The organism is Hungatella sp. L36, assembly GCF_014288035.1.
The window spans coordinates 221,662-244,560 of the sequence record NZ_JACOPC010000007.1; the positions used below are offsets into that span (position 1 = coordinate 221,662).

At 51.2% G+C, this 22,899-nt stretch carries 20 protein-coding genes; 2 read left to right on the top strand and 18 right to left on the bottom strand.

The window, feature by feature from the left end; translation table 11 throughout:
• Nucleotides 1-19 precede the first annotated feature (19 nt).
• From H8S80_RS18070 to H8S80_RS18080, 3 genes are all read right to left on the bottom strand, one after another.
• On the bottom strand, nucleotides 20-802 hold the full coding sequence (locus tag H8S80_RS18070) for a glucose 1-dehydrogenase (protein ID WP_117633168.1): 783 nt from the start codon (nucleotides 800-802) through the stop codon (nucleotides 20-22).
• Nucleotides 803-918: 116 nt separating this feature from the next.
• On the bottom strand, nucleotides 919-1,467 hold the full coding sequence (locus H8S80_RS18075) for an AraC family ligand binding domain-containing protein (RefSeq protein ID WP_002605516.1): 549 nt from the start codon (nucleotides 1,465-1,467) through the stop codon (nucleotides 919-921).
• Between the two features lie 20 nt (nucleotides 1,468-1,487).
• The gene (locus H8S80_RS18080; RefSeq protein ID WP_117633169.1) at nucleotides 1,488-2,669 is read right to left on the bottom strand and encodes a helix-turn-helix domain-containing protein; all 1,182 of its coding nucleotides are present in this window, start codon (nucleotides 2,667-2,669) and stop codon (nucleotides 1,488-1,490) included.
• Nucleotides 2,670-2,941: 272 nt separating this feature from the next.
• Between H8S80_RS18080 and H8S80_RS18085 the strand changes: the two genes are divergently transcribed.
• Nucleotides 2,942-3,322: a BlaI/MecI/CopY family transcriptional regulator gene (locus H8S80_RS18085; protein WP_117633170.1), complete on the top strand. Its 381-nt coding sequence runs from the start codon at nucleotides 2,942-2,944 to the stop codon at nucleotides 3,320-3,322.
• Nucleotides 3,319-5,331: a M56 family metallopeptidase gene (locus tag H8S80_RS18090; RefSeq protein WP_117633171.1), complete on the top strand. Its 2,013-nt coding sequence runs from the start codon at nucleotides 3,319-3,321 to the stop codon at nucleotides 5,329-5,331. Before H8S80_RS18085 ends, H8S80_RS18090 begins: the two co-directional genes overlap by 4 nt.
• Before the next feature lie 164 nt (nucleotides 5,332-5,495).
• On the opposite strand, the gene H8S80_RS18095 is transcribed toward H8S80_RS18090, so the two are convergent.
• The 15 genes from H8S80_RS18095 to udp all read right to left on the bottom strand — a co-directional run bounded on the left by H8S80_RS18095 (nucleotide 5,496) and on the right by udp (nucleotide 22,692).
• On the bottom strand, nucleotides 5,496-5,864 hold the full coding sequence (locus H8S80_RS18095) for a desulfoferrodoxin family protein (protein WP_002605512.1): 369 nt from the start codon (nucleotides 5,862-5,864) through the stop codon (nucleotides 5,496-5,498).
• A 100-nt stretch (nucleotides 5,865-5,964) separates the two neighbouring features.
• A complete protein-coding gene (locus tag H8S80_RS18100) occupies nucleotides 5,965-6,909 on the bottom strand; it encodes an ROK family glucokinase (protein WP_002605511.1) in 945 nt (314 codons plus the stop codon).
• 52 nt (nucleotides 6,910-6,961) lie between these two features.
• A complete protein-coding gene (gene tkt, locus H8S80_RS18105; protein WP_117633172.1) occupies nucleotides 6,962-8,941 on the bottom strand; it encodes a transketolase in 1,980 nt (659 codons plus the stop codon).
• A gap of 19 nt (nucleotides 8,942-8,960) precedes the next feature.
• Complete coding sequence (locus tag H8S80_RS18110) at nucleotides 8,961-10,217, bottom strand: DUF5711 family protein (RefSeq protein WP_002605509.1); 1,257 nt, start codon at nucleotides 10,215-10,217, stop codon at nucleotides 8,961-8,963.
• Between the two features lie 99 nt (nucleotides 10,218-10,316).
• Nucleotides 10,317-11,723 (bottom strand): LysM peptidoglycan-binding domain-containing protein, encoded by a 1,407-nt coding sequence (locus H8S80_RS18115; protein WP_117633173.1) that lies wholly within the window; start codon nucleotides 11,721-11,723, stop codon nucleotides 10,317-10,319.
• A 62-nt stretch (nucleotides 11,724-11,785) separates the two neighbouring features.
• Nucleotides 11,786-12,385, bottom strand: coding sequence for a spore protease YyaC (yyaC, locus tag H8S80_RS18120; RefSeq protein ID WP_002605507.1), 600 nt, complete (start codon nucleotides 12,383-12,385; stop codon nucleotides 11,786-11,788).
• A gap of 99 nt (nucleotides 12,386-12,484) precedes the next feature.
• Entirely contained in the window at nucleotides 12,485-15,139 is a 2,655-nt protein-coding gene (locus H8S80_RS18125; RefSeq protein ID WP_181988034.1) for a M56 family metallopeptidase, read from the bottom strand.
• Complete coding sequence (locus H8S80_RS18130) at nucleotides 15,132-15,515, bottom strand: BlaI/MecI/CopY family transcriptional regulator (RefSeq protein WP_055658415.1); 384 nt, start codon at nucleotides 15,513-15,515, stop codon at nucleotides 15,132-15,134. Before H8S80_RS18130 ends, H8S80_RS18125 begins: the two co-directional genes overlap by 8 nt.
• A gap of 164 nt (nucleotides 15,516-15,679) precedes the next feature.
• On the bottom strand, nucleotides 15,680-16,687 hold the full coding sequence (locus H8S80_RS18135; RefSeq protein ID WP_117633175.1) for a LacI family DNA-binding transcriptional regulator: 1,008 nt from the start codon (nucleotides 16,685-16,687) through the stop codon (nucleotides 15,680-15,682).
• A 104-nt stretch (nucleotides 16,688-16,791) separates the two neighbouring features.
• Nucleotides 16,792-17,559 (bottom strand): glycerophosphodiester phosphodiesterase, encoded by a 768-nt coding sequence (locus H8S80_RS18140; RefSeq protein ID WP_117633176.1) that lies wholly within the window; start codon nucleotides 17,557-17,559, stop codon nucleotides 16,792-16,794.
• Nucleotides 17,556-18,665 (bottom strand): ABC transporter ATP-binding protein, encoded by a 1,110-nt coding sequence (locus H8S80_RS18145; protein ID WP_117633177.1) that lies wholly within the window; start codon nucleotides 18,663-18,665, stop codon nucleotides 17,556-17,558. The genes H8S80_RS18140 and H8S80_RS18145 overlap by 4 nt, the downstream gene beginning before the upstream one ends.
• Before the next feature lie 2 nt (nucleotides 18,666-18,667).
• Nucleotides 18,668-19,513, bottom strand: coding sequence for a carbohydrate ABC transporter permease (locus H8S80_RS18150; protein WP_002605501.1), 846 nt, complete (start codon nucleotides 19,511-19,513; stop codon nucleotides 18,668-18,670).
• Nucleotides 19,514-19,525: 12 nt separating this feature from the next.
• Nucleotides 19,526-20,398 (bottom strand): carbohydrate ABC transporter permease, encoded by an 873-nt coding sequence (locus H8S80_RS18155; RefSeq protein ID WP_117633178.1) that lies wholly within the window; start codon nucleotides 20,396-20,398, stop codon nucleotides 19,526-19,528.
• A gap of 78 nt (nucleotides 20,399-20,476) precedes the next feature.
• Nucleotides 20,477-21,892 carry an ABC transporter substrate-binding protein gene (locus H8S80_RS18160; protein WP_002605499.1) on the bottom strand — a complete coding sequence of 472 codons (1,416 nt, stop codon included), beginning with the start codon at nucleotides 21,890-21,892 and terminating at the stop codon, nucleotides 20,477-20,479.
• Nucleotides 21,889-22,692 carry a uridine phosphorylase gene (udp, locus tag H8S80_RS18165; RefSeq protein WP_029467581.1) on the bottom strand — a complete coding sequence of 268 codons (804 nt, stop codon included), beginning with the start codon at nucleotides 22,690-22,692 and terminating at the stop codon, nucleotides 21,889-21,891. Before udp ends, H8S80_RS18160 begins: the two co-directional genes overlap by 4 nt.
• Nucleotides 22,693-22,899 lie beyond the last annotated feature (207 nt).

The following is a 22,899-nucleotide window of genomic DNA, read 5'->3' on the forward strand; positions in this document are numbered from 1 at the left end:
CAGTTATTGTCACACGTGTTTAATAGGCGCTCCACCCCCCGTCAATCGTCAGCGTCTCACCGTTGATGAAGGAAGCGGCGTCTGACGCGAGGAATACTGCCGCAGTGGCAACCTCGTCCGCAGATCCGTTGCGGTGGCGTCCGGAATTACCGGTTACGGCCTTTGTCAAGCCGAGCTTGCTGGGCTCTCTCATACCGCTTCCGATGTTGCTCTCAATGGCACCCGGACACAGCGCGTTGCATCGGATTCCTGCGTCGGAATACATGAAGGCCACGTTCTTCGTCAGACCTACGACGGCAAACTTGGAGGTGGTGTACGCCAGACCGCCGCGGCCGGCGCAGAGACCGCTTAAGGAAGCCGTATTGATGATCGTTCCCTCACGTTTCTCCTTAAGGAAATACTGGACCGCCTTCCTGCATGCATACATGACGCTGTTTAAGTTGATATTCATAATCCTTTCCCATACATCGTCCGGCATTTCCGCAATGGGAAGAAGGTTATCCAAAATTCCGGCGTTGTTGATGACCACGTCCACTTTTCCAAAGGCTTCGACGGTATAATCAATCATCGCCTCCACTTCCTCTTTGCTGGATACGTTCACCTTAAGAATCTTAAGCTTATCGCCGTACTCCGGTTCCAGCTCTTCTAAAAGCGCCTTCAGGCTCGCTTCATTGATGTCCGCAGCCACTACGGAAGCGCCCTCCGCCAGGTAACGTTCCACCATAGATTTTCCAATTCCGGAACCTCCGCCAGTGATTATAGCTGCTTTCCCCTTTAATGCCCCGATCATACATCTCGTCATACTGAACTACCTCCTCTAAACTGATCTGACCCTGTCAGAATTTTGACTCAGTATAAAATAATTTTAGAAGAGTGTCAATATGGCCTGATTTTTCGTCTATTTTTTGACAAATCCATTTAAAAGGCGGAGCAGTCGATGACTTTTCCATGTTTTCGGCAGAGGACCATAATCCGCATAATAAGAGAAAACTGCATTCTTCCGCCGTAGCAGTCCGTAGATTCATTTTCCTTCAGAAGCCGGTCCCACAGCCGTTCCACACGGCATTTATACTCCTGATCCAGGCGGTAAACAGATGGATTCTCTTCAAATACCGGCACTGGACGGTGGTAGGGCGGGATTGCAAACAGAAACAGCATGGCACCCATGTTCATCACACACTCTTCCCCCTCCAGCACACATCCCTCATCTGCCTGGGCCTTCCAGACGTGATATGGATAGAGAATAAACACCATCCCCGGCTCCAGCGGATAAACCCGGTTGTTCAAAACCATGCGCCCTTTTCCTCTCCGTATGGAAAGTACGGTCACGTCCTCCCTGTTCTCGAAGGCCCCCTCCCCGTTTAAACGAAAGGCGCGCGCCTTCAGTCTCTCCGGCAGCAATTCCGGCGAAAAATACTGTTTTCCCCGAAATCCGGAGTCTTCTCTCGTCTCCAGTGAACATTCCATGTTATTTCCCTCCCGTTGCATTATCTGCGGTTAAACCCGTCATGTATGGAAAAGCGCCGGTACTCTCCGGGCGTCATGCCATGGCGCTCCGAAAAAATCCGGATGAACGTATGGGAACTGTTATAGCCGCACGCAAACGCGATATCCACCACCGGCATCCGGCTGTTTTCCAGCAGCGATTCCGAATACGTCATTCGCAGCTCTGTCAGAATACCGCTGTGATCCAGACCAAAGTTCTCCTTTAACAGGGGATTTACAGAGCTTTTCTCCAGATACAGGGCCTTTGCCGTGTCCTGTGTGGTCAGTGGTTCACGGTAATGGCCAAACAGATAATTCAGGATCAGCAGCGCGCGCGTATCGATATGGGCCGCCTCTTTCCCCGCCTCCGGCAGGACGGCCTTCTGGTACTCCTGGGGCGTCATCCCCATCACCTGCTTAAAGGACCGGTAAAAGGAGGTCTCCGAATGGTATCCGACGTAACGTGCGATGTACTGCATCGTCAGTCCGCCGAAATGCATCATATCGCAGGCCCGGTCCACCCTTGCCCGGTTTAGAAGGCCTGCGAAGTTCAGACCTGCCACAAGGCTTAGCTGACAGCTGACCTGCCGCACCGTTACTCCATAGACGGCTGCCAGCTTTTCCCTCGTCAGATTCTCGTTGCTGTAGGTGAAAATATGCTGGAGCAGCTTCCAGGCCAGACTTCGCTCAAACGGCTTCCCCTGTCCCTCCTGCTGCTCAGACTCCCTCGCTGAATAGCGGAGAAACAGCGTGACGATCTCCAGAAACAGGGAGTATCCCTGCACAATATCCGCGGCCCCACTCCCGGAGCCTTCTTCCATCAACTCTTCCATCAGCGACCTGACATCGTCTGCATCTTCCCCATACAGTCTCACCACCGGAGAGTTTTCCGTCAGGACAGTCATCGTGATCTTCAAGCTGTTCCGATAGGTGACGTAGGAAGCCGAAGCATAGTCAAACGGACAGCAGAGCAGCTCCAGCGCCTTCCCCCACTCCGGTTCAAACTGGTAGATATGGTATGTGTGAAGCCAGCCGAAGCTCCCTTTTCCAAGCTCCAGCTTCACGCCATTTACGTGGAGGGTTCCGCTGCCGGAGGCCACATAAAAGAGCAGCGCCCCACACGCAAAAACGGCCGGGGTCTTCTCTGTGACCACTCGTTTTTCAGGTTTAAATCCATAATCCATACCGGGCCTCCTCTTTTCCACTTTATCGTCATTCCAGACTGGAGTTTTCCACTTTGTAAGTGTTTTTCCACTTTTTATACATATCATTTTACTTAAAAAGATCTTCTATGTCCATACTTATGTAATTTTTTCCGGCTTTTCCTTTCTGTCCGTTAACAATAAAACAAGATCGTCCATTAATTATCTAAAAGATTTTATGGTGTTGACTTTTAGATTGCAGGATGCTATCCTAATATTAGAGTGCATTATGCAATCAAAAGAGGAGGAGCAACATGCTGCAGCAGGTATCTGATTTCGAATTGGAACTGATGAAAATTATTTGGGAGAATGGAGGAACCGCCCTCTACGCGGAAATTGTCGAAAAGCTGGACAGCAAAGGAATGTCAACCACCAAGAACACCATCATCTCCCTGCTTCTGCGCCTGATTGAAAAGGGCTTTTTAAAAACGAATAAGATCGGACGCCGGAACAGATACACCGCCCTTGTTTCCGAGGCGGAGTACCAGGCAGCCCAGACAGAAACATTTCTCGATAAGATCTATGAGGGAGACGCAAAAGGGCTGATCTCCACGCTGATCCAGAAGGAACTGATTTCCGCCGATGACTATGAGGAATTAAAAAATCACTGGAAAGGCGGTGATAATAAGGAATGAACGAGCTGCTAAAAACAATCCTTTCCCTGTCTCTCTCCGGGTCATTGCTGATTCTTATTTTTCTGCTTTGCAGGCCCATTGTCCGAGACCGGTTAAGCAAACAATGGCAGTATTATATCTGGCTGGTTGTCATTTTCCGTCTGCTGCTTCCCTTTACGCCGGAAGCCAGTCTTGTGGGAAATCTGTTTCAGCATGTTGGTGCTGCGGCGGTTTTGACGGATGCGGACTCGTATGCGGAACCGAATGATATGAAACTGGACAAAGCTGAGTCTGACGATCATGACCGCCCCGCCGCGGAACAGCCTGGTGCAGGCGGTGGGAATTATGCGGGGCTAAAACAGGAGACACGGCCGGGCATATTCCACATGGCGGCCCAAAATGCAGCAGCCCTGTGTTTATCAATCTGGCTGATTGTTGCTGTCGGACTATTGATCCGGAAAGTAACCATCTATCAGAGTTTTGTAAAGTATATCAATGCCGGACGGGTTGAGATTTCCGATATGGCGCTCTGGGAGCAGATAGGAAGTCTGATCGAGCAAACAGGCGTAAGAGGTGCTGTCGGGCTATACACAAACAGCCTGATCTCGTCCCCGCTCTTAATCGGTTTCTTCCGGCCATGTATCATGCTGCCGTCTGCAGAACTTCCGGATTCCGATTTTCAGTATACCATCCTGCATGAATTGACCCATTACAAGCGGAGGGATATGTTCTACAAATGGCTGGTGCAGATTTCAATCTGCCTCCACTGGTTTAATCCTCTGGTCTATCTGATGGGCCGGGAGATTAACCGCGCCTGTGAATTTTCCTGTGATGAAGCAGTCATAAAATCACTGGATAAGGACGGACGGCGGGCTTATGGGGATACCCTGCTAAACGCTGTAAATCTGGGCGGTACCTACAAGGATTCTCTGGCTTCTGTGACACTCAACAGGAGCGCAGAACTATTAAAAGAAAGGCTTGACGCAATTATGCATTATAGAAAAAAATCAAAAGCCACGGCTGTGATCACCGGCATACTGACGCTGGCATTACTCTATGGCGCATCTTTTACAGGAGCGTATGCCGCCGATCTCCATGGCGCTTCGCCTGCGCAGCTCAACACACAGGGCACTGCGGCCCCCGATGTACCGATCACTGATTCGGCAGAAGATGTGAGCCGCCTGACAAAGGAACTCGTTTCCGACGACATTTTAAGCATGATAACCACCTGTAATCCCGGAATCTGGTATGTAATAGAAGGAACAGAGTATCAGTATATTTATTACAGCGGTTTACCGCATAATTACGCCTATCAGCCCCAGTCAGATGCAAATGGCCTAAGCGTCAGTGTGTTTGATATGGGTAAGGGAAACGTAGATTATGTGCTTATTGCAGTTCCGCGCAACGTAAAATTAACCATTTTCTATAACTCCAGGGAGGTCAGCTATACGGAAAAGACAAAGCAGTTTGTTGACGGTTCTGACTCAGCTATTACCGGCGGCCCCTATCTTACCGTAGATTCATGTAGTATTCAGTATGAGGATGCTCCTTACAGATGGCCGTTTGTCAGGCTGATCGTAACAAACAATTCCGACCGCACCATCAGCCGCTGTGACGTTGGTCTCCTGGCTTATGATAAGGACGGCCAGCCATTAGAGCTTTACTGGGATGCCCGAAATGTGGCGAAAAACGGCGAGGTTGGCAGTATTGGTTTTAGTACAGACGGTACAGATTACGGAATCGTTACGGGTATCGAGCCAAATTCCCCCAAATCTTATCAATGGCTGACTTCGGGATGCTACGAAAGCATTGCCCCCGGTAAATCGAGTGAAACGGATGGACTGCACTTATTTGACGGCTGGTGGGATCAGCCCGGCCATATACACAAAGTTAGTTATCTCCTTGCCTGTGTGAAACAGATTACCTTTGAAGATGGAACCGTATGGAATAATCCGGAGTATGAAAACTGGTATACCACGTATCAGGGAGTGCCGGTTGACCTAGACGTTGCGAAATCCTATTATGACTGAAGAAGTTTTGGGGATGGACTTTTTGGGATGGAGTTTTTGGAATGGAGTTATGGGGATCTAACCGAATGAAAGCCAAAGAATTGCTGCTATCCTGAGGAAGTGCAGTAAAAAACAGCGCCCGAAGTTACTTGCTTCGGGCGCTGTTGAATATTCATTATAGTTTCTTATGCCTTCCACAATCCATGAAGATTGCAGTATGCATATACTTCTAAGACCTCGTCGTCCTCGCTGATCATAAACTCTGCCTGAGGCTCCTGGCCCGGTTTCAGTTCTTTTCTCTGGTTGCCCTGCTTTGTCGCCAGCGCGATCCATTCGATATAGTGCTCTTCAAGCATCGGGTGCTTGGCAGAACCTACCGTTACGGTCACCTTCTGACCGTCTGTATGTATCACAGGGACATGCTTCTCAACCGCAGCATCCGTGGTATTAGGAACCAGCTCCTTCATGACATCTCCGCAACAGACTACGGGAACGCCGCTGCTCTTTACATATGCGATAATATTGCCGCAGTGGTTACAAACATAAAATTTCATAACAATACCCCTTTCTTTATGTACTATCTATAGTTTGAGTTTACCACGTTTATTCCTGATTTTAAAGTCCAAACGGCCATATTAACGAAAAATTAGCAAATTAATCCAATATCTGTCTGGCCGCCCCATAAATTCCGGCATCATTGCCCAGGGTCGCCAGTACGATTCCACTCTTATTCTTGGAGATCGGAGTATACTTATCGTAATGCTTATAAATGGTATCGATCAGGAATTGTCCTGCCTTTGACACACCACCGCCCAGTACAAACACCTCCGGGTCCACTACCATGGAGATCTGTGCCAGTGCGAGGCCCAGATAGTGGCCTACCACTTCCATCGTCTCCAGTGCCAGCGCATCGCCGGCTTTTGCGGCATCCAGCACATCCTTCGCCGTGATATCGTCGCCGAACTCCCTCATGGCAGACGGGGCATCCGATGCGGCCATCTTTCTTCTGGCCTCCCGCGCGATGCCTGTGGCGCTGGAAATCTGCTCTACACAGCCTACGCCGCCGCAGTTGCAGCTCTCTGTCTCTTCGTCACGGATATGGATGTGGCCGATCTCTCCAGCCAGTCCATGCTTGCCTGCAATAATCTTCTGGCCGATGATAACGCCTCCGCCAACGCCGGTTCCCAGCGTTACCATTACGATATCATCGAATCCTTTTCCGCCGCCCTGCCACATCTCGCCGAGGGCCGCCACGTTGGCGTCATTGCCGCTCTTTACCGGCAGACCGCCCAGGAGTGCGCTAAGCTCTTTTCCCGGATTCACGTTGTGCCAGCCTAAGTTTACGCATACCTCGACAGAGCCGTCCGGCATAACCGGTCCCGGTACGCCCAGTCCTGCGCCGACTACCTCTTCCATTGGAATCTGCTTCTCTTCCAGGGTCTTTAAAATGGAGGCCGCCACATCACCGATGATATACTTTCCGCCCTCTTCTTTTCTGGTGGGGACTTCCCACTTCAGCAGAAGATCGCCTGTAGTCTCAAATAATCCGATCTTTACACTGGTTCCGCCTACATCAATGCCAATACATTTCTTTCCCATTTTGAACTATACTCCTTTTTCCCTTTCGTATTATCCGACGGCGCTGTCACCTTTATAAGGATCTGGCAACCTCGGCCACATGATCGGCGGTGAAGCCGAAATGCTCAAACAACTGGTTTGCCGGGCCGCTGGCCCCGAATCCGGTCATGGTCACACAGGCTCCGTCCAGTCCAACGTATCTGCCCCATCCGAAGTCGCTTAAGGCTTCTACGGCTACACGTTTCCGAACAGACTTCGGAAGTACGGATTCTTTATATTCCGAGGACTGCTCCTCGAACAAGTCCATACACGGCATGGAAACGACACGGACCTTTCTGTCTGCAAGAAGCTTCTTCGCATTGACAGCCAGCTCTACCTCGGAACCGCTGGCAATGAAAATCAGATCCGGCGTTCCTTCACAGTCGTCGATCACATAGCCGCCCTTTAACGCCTCTCTGCTGCTGCCTTCCATCGGTGTTAAATTCTGTCTCGTCAGAACCAGCGCCGTAGGTGTCTTTTTGGAGGTCAGCGCGGAATACCATGCGCACTCGGTCTCGGTCTCATCACAGGGACGGAACACATGGAAATTCGGCATGGCGCGAAGCATGGCCATCTGCTCGATCGGCTCATGGGTCGGCCCATCCTCGCCGACGCCAATGCTGTCATGCGTAAATATATAGGTCAGCGGTACTCCCATCAGCGAGGAAAGACGCGCCATGGGCTTTGTATAATCACTGAATACGAAGAAGGTAGCGATAAAGACGCGCAGTCCTCCATGAAGCATCATTCCGTTGCCGATCGCGGTCATCGCCAGCTCACGGACACCGAAGTGCAGGTTGCGTCCGCCGCGGTTCTCCCTGGAGTAGTCTCCCATATCCGACATATTCGTCTTGTTGGAAGGCGCTAAGTCGGCGGATCCACCGATCAGATTCGGCATACAGGTCTTAATCTTATTTAAAATCTTTCCGGAAATATTTCTTGTGGCATCGGCTTTCTCCGGTTTGCTCCAGAAATCAGCACACGCCTCAATGGCTTTTTCGCCTGCGTTCTCATCGTGATAAGCATTCCACAGCGCCTCCATCTCCGGATATTCTTCGCAGTATGCTGCAAACATTACGTTCCATGCGGCTTCCGTCTCGGCCTTCTCTTCCGCAAGGTGAGCGTAGTGCTCATATACCTCGTCCGGTACGTAGAACGGTTCCATAGATGGCCAGCCTAAGTTCTCCTTCATCGCCAGCACATTCTCTTCTCCCAGAGGCTCGCCGTGAGCGCTTGCCTTGCCCTGCTTGGCCGGGCATCCGAAGCCGATCTGCGTCTTAATGGTGATGAAAGACGGATGCTCGGTGTCTTCTTTTGCCTCCTCGATGGCTTGTCCGATTGCTTCCAGATCATTGCCGTCTTCCACGGTGATCGTCTGGAAACCGAACGCTTCCATGCGTTTCTGGACATTCTCGGTAAATGCGATATCCGTACTTCCCTCGATAGAAATTTTATTGGAATCATAGAGGACGATCAGTTTGGACAGTCCCAGTGTTCCTGCCAGTGAGAACGCCTCGGAGGAAATCCCCTCCATCATGCAGCCGTCGCCGCCCAGCACGAATGTATAGTGATCGACTACCGGATACTCCTCCTTATTAAAGACCTCTGCCAGATGAGTCTCTGCAGCCGCCATACCAACAGCCATAGCCATACCGGCTCCCAGCGGTCCTGTGGTTGCTTCGATGCCGACCGTATGGCCATACTCCGGATGTCCCGGTGTCAGGGAACCCAGCTGTCTGAAATTCATGATATCTTCTTTTGATAAATCTCCATAACCGAATAAATGGAGCAGGGAATACAGAAGCATGGAGCCGTGGCCGCCGGATAAGATAAAGCGGTCCCGGTTGGCCCAGTTCGGGTCTGCCGGATTGTGGTTCATGTGATTTGCCCATAACTCATAGGCGGCCGAAGCGCAGCCCAGCGGAAGACCGGGATGACCGGATTTCGCTTTCTGTATGGCATCGGCGGAAAGGACGCGAATTGCATTGACTGACATGGTTTCGATCTTACTCATTGGTATTAATCCTCCTGGTCTATTGTAATCTTATCTCTTTCATGTTCTGAGGCCCGGTAACCAGCAGTGTGTTTGGATATCTGCCGTTCCGGATCTTGGATACGGGAAAATCAAATGTTCCTTCAAACTTCAGTCTTCCGGACATATTATAAACCCTGCAAGAATCTTCATTATACAAAATTACATGCTCTCCGTCAATATCGGCCTGGGTGTACTGATAATGAAACGCCTCCGAAAATACGAGGGTCCCGTCGGGATTGTAGACGTTCATCCGGTCCGGGTTCTCGCCATCCGTGTTATTTACAATGATCCCCACATACTTGTCCGAGTAAAAGACGGATCTGATCTCCTCCTCCACCACAACCTGCTTAAGCAGCTCCGGCGACAGCGCGTTCTTTGTCGAATAGAAGGATACGCTGTTATCTGCAAATGCACAGGAATACGTGTCGTCGAGGAAATGTACCCGCGCCACAAGGGACGACTCATAGGGCTCGTCAAATCCGCCCACCACCCGGTCTGGTACGCTCTTTCCGATTTCCGCAAAATTGTGGAATGCGACACGGCCATTAAGCGCCCCGTTCTTCAAGTAAGCATACGCGCCTATCAGCTGTGTTCCGTCAGGGGAAAGGCTGATATCCACCGGGTATCCGGTTTCGCCGTTTAACAGCGCCTTAATCTTTACGTCCAGGACATTGCCGTCGTTCTTATAAAAATAGATATAGTTCGAGGTGGAATCTTCCAGAACCGCGGCGACAACGCCGTGGGCCGAGATTGTGGCTTTGATGATCGGAAGCAGTGTGGTTGCCGTCCCTGTAGGACCCGACTTGTCAAATATATAGATGCTGTTGCCCTGCTGGTCCGCCACTGCCGCGTAATTGCCGTTCACACAGGCCGTGGGGGACTTCATCTCAAAGCTCTGCACCCAGATTTCTTTTCCCTGATTATCGATGTAGGAAGCGCCATCCTTGCTGTATTTCAAGACGTTTCCGCCAAAATCCATATAGCCGACGAAGCTGCCTTCCTTCATCTCTTTTTCCCACACGACGTCATAGCTCGTATACTGGTAATACCGGAAATACTGAAACAGGCCAATACCGGCCGCAATTAAGATCACACCAATAATCAGGAAAATCCTGAGCCGTTTCAGTTTGACACGTTTTCGGGCCTTCCGGACGATTTCCTCACTGTCTTCTTCCTGAGGGGCAGGTGATGGAACGATCTGCCGTCTCAGCTGTCTTTTTTTAATTTCTCTGTTCATAGAGTCTAAATCACTCATTATGTTTTCTCCTAAAAAATGCCGTAAGTGGTTTGATTGTAGTATACATCATTTCCAGGAGAAACGCATTATTTTTTTCTTTCCGCGAGACCGCAAATTTTAAGGAAGCAGAAGCTGCTGGCCGGATACGATCTTATTTTCGTCCTCCAGTCCGTTTAACTCGCAGATTTCCTTTAATTTATTTACATCGTGATATTCTGAAATACAGATCCCATACAGTGTCTCTCCATCCTGAACTACGTGCACTCTCTGGGTACCTCCGGCCGCCGCCTGGGAGGTGCCGCCATTCTCCGCCGGCTTGCTTCCCGTATCGCTTCCGCTCTTTTGGCCGTCCCCGGTCTGCCCGCTTGCCGTGTTTCCGGCTGAACTCTGGCCGTCAGAACTGTTCTCCTGAGACGCGCCCTTATTTCCACCCGGCGTCTGTGCATTCTCCTGGCCGCCGTTGCCAGCCGCGTTTCCGGATGCATTTTCTGCGGCGCCGTTCTGGCTGTCGCCAGCATTTTGGCCGCTTCCGCCCGCTTGATTATCGCCGCCGTTCTGTCCATTTCCGGCCGCCTGGCCATCGCCGCCGTTCTGGCTGACCGGCTGCGTCTCCGACATGGTTTCCTTTGTCACGGCAGCCGTCGTCGGATAGACTCCGCCCTCCGCTTCTTCCACCACCACATGGGACTCTGGCTTATCCTTCCCCGCCGCATTATCCTTCCCCATCAGGGCAGACTCCACCCGTTCCGGTATGGCCGACGCAATGACGCTCTCCATCTCCTGCATCCGCTCATAATTATTAAACATGACGATTCCGCCTGCCAGAATCACGATGGACATTGCCATGCACATACCACGTAAAAGCCCAAGAGTCTGGTGCCTGTCCGTCACCTCGTCCTTGTGCTCATCCATCCGCTTTCTGAATTCCTGAATAACCTTCTCATCCGATCCGGACTCAATTCTCTTTACATCCTTCCGGAGAACCATATAGTCCTGCATCATCTGGTTTCTTTCATAGTAAATACTGTAGCCGCAAAGCTTATAGAATCCGTCCTCTGACGTTATGTAAACCGATTCATCTCCTTCCGCACCACTGCTCAAATACATCAGCTTATTGGGTCCCTGAAAATACTGGACATGCTGCTTCCAGTAATTGAGAGGACTTAAATCATTTCCGGGCGCTCCGCACAGAAACCAGCCCTGGATGGACCGTTTCGGAAACAGCTGCTCCACACTCTGATACGCCTTTTTCCACGCGAGCTCTGAAAAGACCACTTTCTGGCCCTGTTCCGTCACATCTTCCATTTCCATGGCGCCGTCGATAAAGATATACGGCGTCCCATCATTCATTTCCACGCTTCCGAGCAGTAGGCCGACCCGTAGGTCCTGTCCACCCGCCGGATACAGACGTCTCAAATACGTATTCACGTAGTCTTCCACATACAATTTTACGATCTGGTCACGCTCCCCGATCTGCCGTATATTCTTCGGCAGCTTCGGGAACGGATTGTACAATTCTCCCATAGGCTCACCCCGCTATTCATTTTAATCCAATGAATCATAGCACAGGATGAGCGCAAAACCTGTCAAAGGAGGGAAGCGTTTTCCCATAACTTTTCGACAAGATAAATGCTTCTGCTGATACAGTCCGCCATCCGCATGACGACAGACAGCCGGATGCTCTGAAGCATTAAAGGATCGAAGCTGCCGCAGCTTCCGACAATACCCGTAATAAAAATGTCGCCTACCGCCTTCAGCTCCTTGCTGACTCCAAGCCCGGGCTTCAGCGATCCCTTCCCAAGGGTCACATAACCGATGTGCTCGATGTTCCCCACCGAGGCATCCACCGCCACTACCACATGATCCGGATACTGAAATTTCAAAATAGCCTGGTAGGTCTCTAAATTCATGGCATGGACGGGGCGTTCCAGCGTTCCCAGAATCTCCACCCGCTCAAGTCGCTTTTCCTTCAGCTTGTACCCAATTAACGGTCCCAGACTGTCTCCCGTGGAGCGGTCGGTGCCGATACAAAGGAACACAACCCCCGCCGTCTTTCCGTTTTCCTGTTCCGTACATATCAAATCATAAAGCCTCGAAGCAAACTCTTCCGCCTCGAAGGACTGTTTTGTATCATAATAATAAACTTCCCGATTGCCGCGGATTGCGATGCGTTCCCATAATCTCATAATATCCTGCCTTGCTGTCCTTCTTGTTCTCTGTTCTATTATAAGCCGCGATTTCAGGAATTATTCACGATACGAAAGAAGCGTTCACACCCTTTTTATTCAGGGCGTGAACGCTTCCTCCTTGAAATGCACACTGCGCGCCAGTTTCAGCGCATCTTCTTTTTTATACAGGTCTCCATTTAAATAAATGGCGTACATTACATCGCTGTCCGGGCGGGCAAAAAATACATACCACATGCGGGAGGTCTGATTTTCCTCCGGAATCGGTCCATACCGTTTTTCTGCTTCTTCAAGGGATGAGGGCGTATAAAGATCATGACACAGGGGTTCCAGCAGCGCTGGCACCTCACAGTCTTCCACGGAAACCAGCTCTCCCCAGTAGGTTGTGTGATTCCACGGAATTGCCGTCTCCATCAGGCTTCCGGTATCGAAGCGCCTATACAGGTAATCGGCATTCCACCGGATTATTCCGCCGGCAGCCAGCCACGCATCGGGCACCGAATCCCGGTCCACGTACCGTCCCAGTTCTTCCAGACGCGCCTTCTGGTCCTCGTCCTCCGTCAGGAACAGGCTGCCGCCGCCCCCATCTCCCAGATCCGCTTGGTAGCCGCTGTCCGTCAGTCCCTCCTGGAGCCGGTACGTCACATAATCGGCCATGGAGGCATGTGTTTCGAAAAATACTTTCGTTTCTTCTCCCCCGGCAAGAACCATGCCATAGTGCTCCACCGCCTCCGGCGTCTGATAAATGTTCAGCCATTCCCCGGTAGGTTCCCGTATGACAGAGGCGTAATCCAGGCTGCCATCCTCCTTTAAGACACTCACCAGAAGCCGGTACGTCTCACCACGATACGAAAATGTATATTGGTTGACATAATTCAATTCCGCCTCAGTTTCATTCTCCTTATCCTCAGAAGGGATTTCCGGCCACCATTTGCGGATCGCCTCCAACAGATTCTGATCCTTTGGCAGCTCAGACAGCGCCACAATTTCGGCCATACCCGGAACAGAGTCCACGGTCGCCTCTGTACGTTCTTCCCGGATCCCATCCTTTCGAACCTCATCCGGAACCCAGATTCCGTCCGCGCCATACGGCTGAACCATGGTGAGTTCCACGCTGTCTCCCTTTTCGAAGGTATAGGTCACTACCGTCTCTCCATCAGCTGCAGCCGCCGTTCCCATGCCGGAATGCAGATTCAGGAGTATTTCCGCCGCCGTCTCCGGTTTCAATAAGCCCTCATAAAATGGATCGCCCTGCGCGTTTCTGTTCAGGCCTTCCCCCAGGCCATTAGTCCTGTAGTCCATGCCTCCGCCGGTCAATGCCTCCCCGTATGCCTCACGGAATTCCTGAGCCGTAGTAACCTGATCGTACGTGTGGAATTCCTGCTGGTCTGCGTACCAGCTATCGCCATTCTTCACCCATGTAAGCTTCTCTTTCCAGACCCAGCGGTGGGGATCGGAGGTCATGGCGTAATAGGTGACTTCCGCATTTCTGCCGTCCACCTCTATATCGTAGACGCTGTCCATAGGCCAGGGGCTGGACATACCAAAGCTGATAACAGCATCGTCTTTCTCTGACTGCACCATCTCCATGTCGTAGAAATCGTCACGGTGGTCTGGATTGTACATGGCATACAGCTCTTTTCCGTTCCGTCCGCAAAATGCTTCCGCCCACAGAACCGTCTGTTCCCGAATCTCAGGGTTCTCAGCGCCCTTCGCACCGCCGCCATTCCCCATTTTCCCGGTAAAAGTACAGACGATCAGAACTATGGCCGCCGCCGCGATCACCAAAGCGGTGACCGGCCCCGTCTTCGGATGGTGAGCCAGCGTCCAGATCCGCTCCTTCATGGACTTCTTGCCATTTCCGATATCGGAGGCTGTGCTCAGAAAATTCCACGGCGTCCTTCTGCCTGCTGCCATGGCGATCAGCGTCCTCCCATAGGCGAACCGCTCTGCCTCTCCCAGCCGCCGGACAGCCGCCTCGTCGCAGGAAAGCTCACAGTCCCGCTTCGATAAATAGCCTGCCAGCCAGACGAAGGGATTGATCCAGTAACAGCACAGCAGGACACAGCGGAGCCACCCCCAAATATGGTCGCGGTGGCCGGCATGACACGCCTCATGAACCACCACATGACGGGCGGCCTCCGGATCATTCTGAAGCCGTTCCGGCAGATAGATCCCCTTCTTCCCAAAATACACAAAATAACAGGGTGTCGGAATGTCCCCAGCCCAGTATACCGGCACGGCCGACCACGCCGGAACCGGGCCTTCGTACGGCGTCCTCTGCTTCATGAGACGCTTCCCCATATGGATATGTACGACGGAAAGCCATAGAAACAGCAGGATGCTTCCTGCAATCCAGATACCGAGAAAGAGAACAATCCATCCGGACAGCCCCGCCTGCTCCGCCCCGGATATGAGAGATGTACCGGGATTGGCCGCGGCATTCTCCAGTCCGGCGTGCACGGCGCCTAACTGACCGGGATTAACCGGAACCGCGCCGGAAGGCACTGTGACAGCGTGAGCCCGGACCGCCAGACGGTCGGCCAGCGGCGCCGCCGCATTCATGATACTCCACGGACTCTGCAGGCTTCCAAACCACCGGATCACCGGGTAGAAACACGGCAGAGCCAGACGCGCCGCTGCGATTCCCCAAAGGCCGTACTGCACGGTCGGCCTGATTCTCCCTTTGAACAGGATGCGGATCGCGCACAGCATGAGGATGATGACAGATGAGGTAATCAGAGTCTCAGCCATTCGTCTCCTCCTCCGCCTTCTGTAATATATCATAGAGCTCCTCAATATCCGACTTCGAGAGGGAACCGGAATTCACCATGGCGTCCACCATCATGGTCACACTCCCCTCGTAAACGCGTTCCAGAAACCCTTTCGTCTCCTCCAGCACCGTATCTTCCCGGTCGACTGCCGGATAAAACTGCTTCGCACGTCCTCCAGCCTCATGGATCACGGCTCCCTTTGCCTCCAATCGGTTCAACATGGTGATAATTACGTTTTTTCCCCAGTCCGTTTCCTCCTTCAGTTCCTTTGTAAGCTGCATGATGGTCTTGGGCGGCTGCTTCCACAGCGCATTCATGACCTTCCATTCTCCGTCTGACAGAGCGATTCTTCCCATATCCGTTCCTTCTTTCCGTTGCCATGTATTGGTATACATTTGTATACCTTTATTGTATACTGGAAGGGCGCCATACGTCAAGAGGATACTTCTTAACAATTCTTACATTTCTAAATCTTATCAAAAAAGAAAGAGCCCGGCAGAAACCGGACTCCCATACTCTCTTATTCTATTTTCCCCACGCTTCCACGCGTCACCAGCGTCACCTGGTATTCCACCTTTTTAATCAGCTTCCGCTTTCCTTCGATCCGTTCCTCCAGAATCTCCACCGCTTCCCGCCCCATGGCATCCGTATGGACATCGACCGTGGTCAGGGCCGGGAACGAAAATTCGCCGGAGCTGTCCCCGTTTATGGAAATCACCGATACGCTGTCCGGCACGGAGATTCCTTCCTCATTCAGCGCCTTGATCACTCCGATGGCAATCGGATCATTGGATACGAAAAATGCATCCGGAACCGCCTTCTTCTCGCGGAGCCAGCGTTTCATCATCTGGTAACCGCTCTCCACGCCGTGTTCCCCGACCATGGAACCGGCAAAATGAAGCTGCTTCTGCTCGGCCATGAACTTCTTAAAATAAGAAAACTTGCTGAACTCCTCCGGTGTATCCTCGCTGTCATACCCGCCGAGATAGGCAATATCCTTAAGTCCCATGGCAGCCAGATGCCCCATGGCCTTATAAACACAGTCCTTAATGCTGTAAGAGATCCAGTCCATGCGGTCCGGGTAGTAATTCACCTTGCCCACAAACACCATACAGCCGGTCCTCACCGCGGTACAGATTGTATCCACCTCTTTCCGGTCGAAATTCCCCACGACCAGCGCTCCGTCGATCTGTCGGTCAAACGAATCCAGGAAGGAATAAGGGACAAATGTGAACCCGATATTCTTCTGATAGCACGTTTCCTCGACGGCACTCCTGATCGAGAAATAGAACGCGTTATCAATCTGGTTCATGAAATGTGTGTCCTTATGAACGATCGCAATGTTCCGGCATCGTTTTAATTTCTTCTCCTGTTTCATCTTATACTGGAGTTCTTCCGCTACGGAAAAGATCTTTTCCTTCGTCTCCTCTGTAATAGAAAGCGTCGGATCTTCCCTCAGCGCTCTGGAAACCGTAGACTTGGCCACGCCGGCCTTCTCCGCAATATCCAATAATGTTGCCACACACATCACCCCTTCCTTCACCTGTTTTTACTATTTTTTATCATATCAGAATCATCACTATACGTCAATCACGCGGTCTCCTGTGGTTTGCTGTTTTATGCGTATTTTTGTTACAGCTCACAGCCTTCGCTGTTCCGTCCGCTCTGTCGTCCTGCACTTCCCAGTCTGCGCGCCATTTCCGGATAATCGGCTTCAAACATGGTTACGCCGCATGCGTATGCCCGTTCCATCCATTTTTCTTCCCTTAATATAGCGCCGCTCACATAATATCCGTGTGCCTTGAGTCCGTCTATCATGTCCGGTGTTATATTATAGATATACGTTAAATAGACCATCGCATCCATGGACTTCATAAGCTCCACAGGGTCCTCCGGGATAAAGGGAACGATCAGGCCGATCTCCACCTCCGGATCCAGCTGCTTCATCCGTTTAAGGACCTGATAATCCGGACCGAATACGAATACACGCTTCTTCATGCCTGTTTTCTCCAGAACAGGAACCATGGCCTCCAGCAGACGGAAGTTTACTTCCTGCATATCCAGGGGAACTGTCTTAATCTCCAGCGCGAACCACGCTTCTCTTTCGCTGCCCCATCTCATGGCCTCCTCAAAGGTGCAGAGGCCCGGACAGTTCTCCCGCAGCCTGTCCAGCGTATGCTCGTGAACGTATCCGTGCAAAGCGGTCCGTTTCTCCAGAGCGGTATCGTGATAGACCACGGGCACACCGTCCCTCGTCAGCTGAATATCAATTTCCAGGTAATCCGCGCCCGACAGCAGGCCGTGCTCCATGGCTTCTATGGAATTTTCCGGGTAACGGCAGGCACTGCCTCTGTGCCCGCCAATCAGCACCCGGTCCGCATGTTCTAATAATTCTCTCATAATACAAGGTTCACCTTCGTCTCAGAGTCAAACACATTTATAAAATCCGCAAACCGCAGATATACACATTTTTCACCGTCGCCCACCAGCGCCTTCATTCGCCCGAAGGCAGACGTATCATCCACGGATACCCGCACGTGACAGCCGTGGACATCCCCGCTTAAGAGCAGTTCCTTGCCTAAGTTCTCCACCATCTGGACCTCCATCGGCAAGGTATTGGCTGCCGGCTCCGCCCCTACCCTGATCTGATGGGAGCGAACTCCCAGCTTAACCGGCCTGCCGGTGTGGGGTCTCAGCTTTTCGAGAAGCTGCCCGGATACCTCCACGGAAGACTCCCCAATGGTAAACATAAGCTTCTCCCCGGCCATCTCCAGCTTGGCATCGATAAAATTCATGGGCGGATTCCCCATAAAATTAGCCACAAATAAGTTGGCGGGATACTGATAAAGCATCTCAGGAGTATCGTACTGCTGGATTCTTCCGTTGTCAAGAATGGCAATCTTGTCCGCAATCGCCATGGCCTCTTCCTGATCATGGGTCACGATGATTGATGTAACCTTTAACTCCTGCTGAATCTTCTTAATTACTTCGCGGATCTCGATCTTTAATCGGGCATCCAGGTTAGACATCGGCTCGTCCAGGAGCAGGATCTTCGGTTCCTTCACGAGGGCGCGGCACATGGCCACTCTCTGCTGCTGGCCGCCGGAGAGCTGGGTCGGCTTCCGGTCCAGAAGATGCTCAATCTGAAGCTTTACCGCCATTTCCCTCGCCTTTTTATGGCGTTCTTCCTTCGATACACCCTTTTGCTTTAAGGGGAACGCAATGTTATCAATTACCTTTAAATGGGGATACAGGGCGTAAGACTGGAATACCATACCGATATTCCGGTCCTTTGGCGCCTTGTTCGTCACATCCGCATCATCAAACATCACCTGTCCGCTGGTCACATCCAAAAGGCCGGCGATGCAGTTTAAGGTTGTGGATTTCCCGCAGCCCGACGGCCCCAGCAGTGCGACAAATTCCGTGTCCCGGATCTCCAGATCGATACTGTCCAGCGCCACGACGCCCTGGTCAAATTCCTTACGCAGTTTATTGATTGAAATCATAATTATACTCCCTTTCCGCCTCCGATATTGCCTTCCATCAACTGTTTCTGAGATATAACGAAAAATACGAATACCGGCAGCATGTATACGATTGCCATTGCCGCAAATACACCGTAATCCGCGATCATCTGCTCACTCCGCGACAGGGAATGGAGGTACGTGGCGATAACCGGCGTCTTGGAATTGAAAATCAGCGTGTTAAACAAGATATAGTTGGACCATGCGCTGAGGAATGAGAAAATCGAGATCGAGGCGATGCCTGGCTTAACCAGATAGATAATAACCTGGAAGAAACCGCTCAGCCTGCTGCATCCGTCCACCAGCGTGGAATTCTCGATATCCCTCGGTATCCCATCAAAAAAGTTTTTAATAATAAAGGTGGACCCCGGAATCCGGAATGCGATGGCGACCAGAATGACGCCCACCATGGTATTGACGATATTCAGTGCAATCAGAACATAGAGCACGGCAATGAGTAAGAGCAGGTTTGGGAACATCCTCAGAATCAGAAGTGAATACTGAATCGTCTTCCTTCCCCGGAACTGAAGTCTCGACAGCGCATACCCGGCCAGACAGCTGATGACCACTTCACTCAGAGTGACTATGATTGTAAAATAAACCGTATTTACAAATGATTTTCCAATGGGCTGAATCGTTGTCTGCTTCAGCTTCATGGGCTTATACAGGAAATCGAAATTGCTTAATGTAAACGCGCCATCCGCGCCAAAAAAAGCAAGGCTGAAAAAGCTGATATACAGATACAGGATCGGTGCGCAGAGCAGAACCAGTACCGCGATCGCGATATTCTGTTTCTTTTTCTCCGTCTTGCTTAACGTAACCTTTGCCATTTGTTCTCCCCCCTATCTTTCATTCTGCTTCTGCATGACTTTGTTCATCAGGATCATAAGAACCAGTACCACCAGGATCAGCATCAGGGAAATAGCCGCGCCGTATCCGTACTGCTGGTCGTTAAATGCCTTATGGTAGGCTGACAGCGACCAGACCTCGGTCTGTATTCCCGGTCCGCCGTTGGTGATGAGGAGAATCGTCACGTAGTTCGTGAGAAGCCCCAGCGCCTCCCACAGGGCGATAAACTGGATGTGGTAGCGGATATTGGGGATGATAATGCTTTTGATAATCTCCCATTCTCCCGCCCCATCCACATGGGCCGCCTTAAACTGGTTTTCCGGAATGCTCTTGATCGCGCTGGAAAATATAATGGTTCCATACGCAATATTGACGAGAATCGTCGCGCAGAGGACGATCTGCATCGGGTACTTAGCAATCCAGTTAATCGGCTGGGAGTCCACAAAGGATAAATAGACCCGGTTGACCATTCCTCCCTCGCCGGCTTCCAACAGCCAGATCCAGAGTACGGAATACACAACCGCCGGTGTGATCATGGGGATCATCAGAATCGCCTTAAATATGCTGGAGTACCGCTCTGTCTTAACGAAATATGTAGTGAGCACGGCAAACAGGAGATTTAAGAAAACCGTCGTCACAATCGCCACCCCGACAAAGATCAGGGTATTTCTTACAATGACCAGCGTATTGGGATCTTTAAATATCTTAATAAAATTTTTGAAATGGTTAAATTCCCACACAAACGAGGAATCGAGATTCGTAAATGACATCACCACAGTCAGTACGGCCGGGATTACATAGAAAATCGTCACCAAAATCAAAAAAGGCGTTAAAAACATATATGCCTGTCCATTTTTATTTTTCATGAGGAACCGCCTTCCTAAATGCTGCTGCGCCGGGATCTTTCACACCCCCTGGCGCAGCAGCGGCAAACCTTACTGTTTTTATTTGAAAATTACATTGTCAACATTCAGTTCGATCTGAGTCTTCAAGTCGGCAACCGCCTGTTCCGGAGTCGTCTGTCCCAGTTCGAGGGAGACAATCTGTGTGAACATCTCGCTCTTTAAGGAAGATAAATTGTTGATTGCCGGAACGGACCTTGCGTAATCTGCCATGTAAGTTACATTCTTAAGGATCGGATTCTCCGTCACTTCCGGGTTCTTATTGGCTTCTTTGATACAGGACAGCGTGTAGATGGTGCCTGCATGTTTTGCTAACAGAGAGTTGGAATCGCCGGCCAGTTCGCGGAAAATATCCTTACAGACATCCGGATACTTTGTATCGGCGCTGATCGCCATCATCTGAGGCGCTACCGTTGCAAATGGGGCATCCGTATATTCGGATTTCGGGAATAACACAAACGTCTCATTCTTCGCAAACTCTTCTGTCTCCAGTCCTGCCGCCTGCGCCACATACGTCGCGGAGAACATCGGACCGTAGTAGGCGAAGGCTTCTCCCGTACCTACCATCTTATTGATTGTATCCCAACCCAGCTGGTTTAAGTTAGGAGGTGTGATCTTCGTCGTGTTGGCATTTTCGTAGATGCTCTCAAAAAATCTCGTTATTCCGGCCTCGTCAAACACCAGGCTGCCGTTTTCATCGTAATACTGACCGCCAAACGCGTTTAACATATCGAAAAAGTCATTGCCGGCTCCTGGTCTGTGAACCAGACCGTACTTCGCTCCGCCTTTTTCTACCACTTCACTGCAGAGATCCATAAACTGTTCCAGAGTAAATTCCCCGTCCCGGATCTTTTCCGGCAACGCGTCGATCTCGTCCTGGCTCCATCCGATATCCGCCAGGTCCTTGTTGGAGTAATAGATTACACGAAGCGGCAGGTCGAAAGGCATGGCGTAGGCTTTTCCATCCACCATAGTCGGTGTGAATACGCCGTCTACGAATGCATCACTCATCACATCCGTGATATCCAGAACACATCCGGCCTTTACGAATCCGGCCACATCGGCGTCACAGATGAAGATATCCGGTGCGTCCCCACTCTTATGTGCAAACACGATGTTGTTATGGTATTCACTGTTGTCGATGGTCTGATAATCCGTCTCAAACTCGATCCGGATATTCTTTCCTTCCTGCTCGTACTTCTTATTTAAATTCTCCGCGGCTCCCAGTACCGCTTCCGGCATTGTGAGGAAATCTCCGTTAAAGCCCAGCTTTAAGGTAATTGTCTCCATCTCCGCAGACGTGCTCTTTTCTCCCGTACTTTCCTCCGTCTTAGCCGCCTCGCTGCCCGCCGCTGCCGTATCGGCTGTGCTCTCCTTCTTCTGACCGCATCCAGCCAGGCTCATAACCATGGTCAGTCCCAGTAATACTGCCGTCAATGCTCTGCCTTTTTTCTTCATAATGTCTTCCCTCCATAATTTTTCTGATTGGTTTTATCGTGCTCTATTAACCGCTTCATGGCCTCCACGGCCAGTTCTGCCACTTTTCCGGTGTCATGGCACTGGATATCCTCAAGTCCCATCTCCCGCCTCGTCTGGTTTCCTATGACAAGGAGCACCGTACCCATGCGAAGCCTGCGGACCTGTCCGACCGTAAACAGCGCCGCGGACTCCATCTCGCTTGCCAGCGCGCCGCACCGGACCCAGGCCTTCCATTTTGAATTTAATGCATCTGCTACCGGCATGGTATCCGGATCATGCTGACCGTAAAAGGAATCCTTACACTGCACGACGCCCAGATGGCAGCGCTGTCCGGCCGCGTCTGCCGCTTCCTTGAGAGCCATAACCACCTGATAATCCGCAACTGCCGGATATTCGATGGGGGCGTACTCCCTGCTCGTGCCTTCCATGCGCACAGCTCCTGTGGCGATTACCGCATCTCCCCCCAGTACTTCCGGCTGCATACCTCCCGAGGTTCCAACGCGGATAAAGGTACTGGCCCCGCAGTGCGCCAGCTCCTCCAGGGCTATGGCCGCCGACGGCCCGCCGATTCCGGTGGACACCACGCTGACCTTCTCCCCATTTAAATATCCGGTACAGGTAACATACTCCCGGTTTGCCGCCCTTTTCTCCGGACGGTCAAGCAGCCCTGCAATGGTCTCACATCTTCCCGGATCACCGGTCAGAATTACATACCGGCCGACATCTCCCTCCTTAATCTGCAGGTGATACTCCTGCCCTTCTGCATATACGCTTCCCATTGTTTCCTCCTTTTGTCTTTTACCTTTGTCTTTGCTTTTGCTTTTGTCTTTTGCTTTTGTCTTTTGTCTTTTGCCTTTTGCCTTTTGCCTTTTGCCTTTTGCCTTTTGCCTTTTGCCTTTTGCCTTTTGCCTTTTGCCTTTTGCCTTTTGCCTTTTACCTTTTGCCTTTTGCCTTTTGCCTTTTACCTTTCGCTTCCGTTTAGTAAA

What these genes read in the sequence shown, in the direction of transcription:
- H8S80_RS18070 (WP_117633168.1), bottom strand. Translation starts at nt 802, where the DNA reads ATGACGAGATGTATGATCGGGGCATTAAAGGGGAAAGCAGCTATAATC.
- H8S80_RS18075 (WP_002605516.1), bottom strand. Translation starts at nt 1,467, where the DNA reads ATGGAATGTTCACTGGAGACGAGAGAAGACTCCGGATTTCGGGGAAAA.
- H8S80_RS18080 (WP_117633169.1), bottom strand. Translation starts at nt 2,669, where the DNA reads ATGGATTATGGATTTAAACCTGAAAAACGAGTGGTCACAGAGAAGACC.
- H8S80_RS18085 (WP_117633170.1), top strand. Translation starts at nt 2,942, where the DNA reads ATGCTGCAGCAGGTATCTGATTTCGAATTGGAACTGATGAAAATTATT.
- H8S80_RS18090 (WP_117633171.1), top strand. Translation starts at nt 3,319, where the DNA reads ATGAACGAGCTGCTAAAAACAATCCTTTCCCTGTCTCTCTCCGGGTCA.
- H8S80_RS18095 (WP_002605512.1), bottom strand. Translation starts at nt 5,864, where the DNA reads ATGAAATTTTATGTTTGTAACCACTGCGGCAATATTATCGCATATGTA.
- H8S80_RS18100 (WP_002605511.1), bottom strand. Translation starts at nt 6,909, where the DNA reads ATGGGAAAGAAATGTATTGGCATTGATGTAGGCGGAACCAGTGTAAAG.
- tkt (WP_117633172.1), bottom strand. Translation starts at nt 8,941, where the DNA reads ATGAGTAAGATCGAAACCATGTCAGTCAATGCAATTCGCGTCCTTTCC.
- H8S80_RS18110 (WP_002605509.1), bottom strand. Translation starts at nt 10,217, where the DNA reads ATGAGTGATTTAGACTCTATGAACAGAGAAATTAAAAAAAGACAGCTG.
- H8S80_RS18115 (WP_117633173.1), bottom strand. Translation starts at nt 11,723, where the DNA reads ATGGGAGAATTGTACAATCCGTTCCCGAAGCTGCCGAAGAATATACGG.
- yyaC (WP_002605507.1), bottom strand. Translation starts at nt 12,385, where the DNA reads ATGAGATTATGGGAACGCATCGCAATCCGCGGCAATCGGGAAGTTTAT.
- H8S80_RS18125 (WP_181988034.1), bottom strand. Translation starts at nt 15,139, where the DNA reads ATGGCTGAGACTCTGATTACCTCATCTGTCATCATCCTCATGCTGTGC.
- H8S80_RS18130 (WP_055658415.1), bottom strand. Translation starts at nt 15,515, where the DNA reads ATGGGAAGAATCGCTCTGTCAGACGGAGAATGGAAGGTCATGAATGCG.
- H8S80_RS18135 (WP_117633175.1), bottom strand. Translation starts at nt 16,687, where the DNA reads ATGTGTGTGGCAACATTATTGGATATTGCGGAGAAGGCCGGCGTGGCC.
- H8S80_RS18140 (WP_117633176.1), bottom strand. Translation starts at nt 17,559, where the DNA reads ATGAGAGAATTATTAGAACATGCGGACCGGGTGCTGATTGGCGGGCAC.
- H8S80_RS18145 (WP_117633177.1), bottom strand. Translation starts at nt 18,665, where the DNA reads ATGATTTCAATCAATAAACTGCGTAAGGAATTTGACCAGGGCGTCGTG.
- H8S80_RS18150 (WP_002605501.1), bottom strand. Translation starts at nt 19,513, where the DNA reads ATGGCAAAGGTTACGTTAAGCAAGACGGAGAAAAAGAAACAGAATATC.
- H8S80_RS18155 (WP_117633178.1), bottom strand. Translation starts at nt 20,398, where the DNA reads ATGAAAAATAAAAATGGACAGGCATATATGTTTTTAACGCCTTTTTTG.
- H8S80_RS18160 (WP_002605499.1), bottom strand. Translation starts at nt 21,892, where the DNA reads ATGAAGAAAAAAGGCAGAGCATTGACGGCAGTATTACTGGGACTGACC.
- udp (WP_029467581.1), bottom strand. Translation starts at nt 22,692, where the DNA reads ATGGGAAGCGTATATGCAGAAGGGCAGGAGTATCACCTGCAGATTAAG.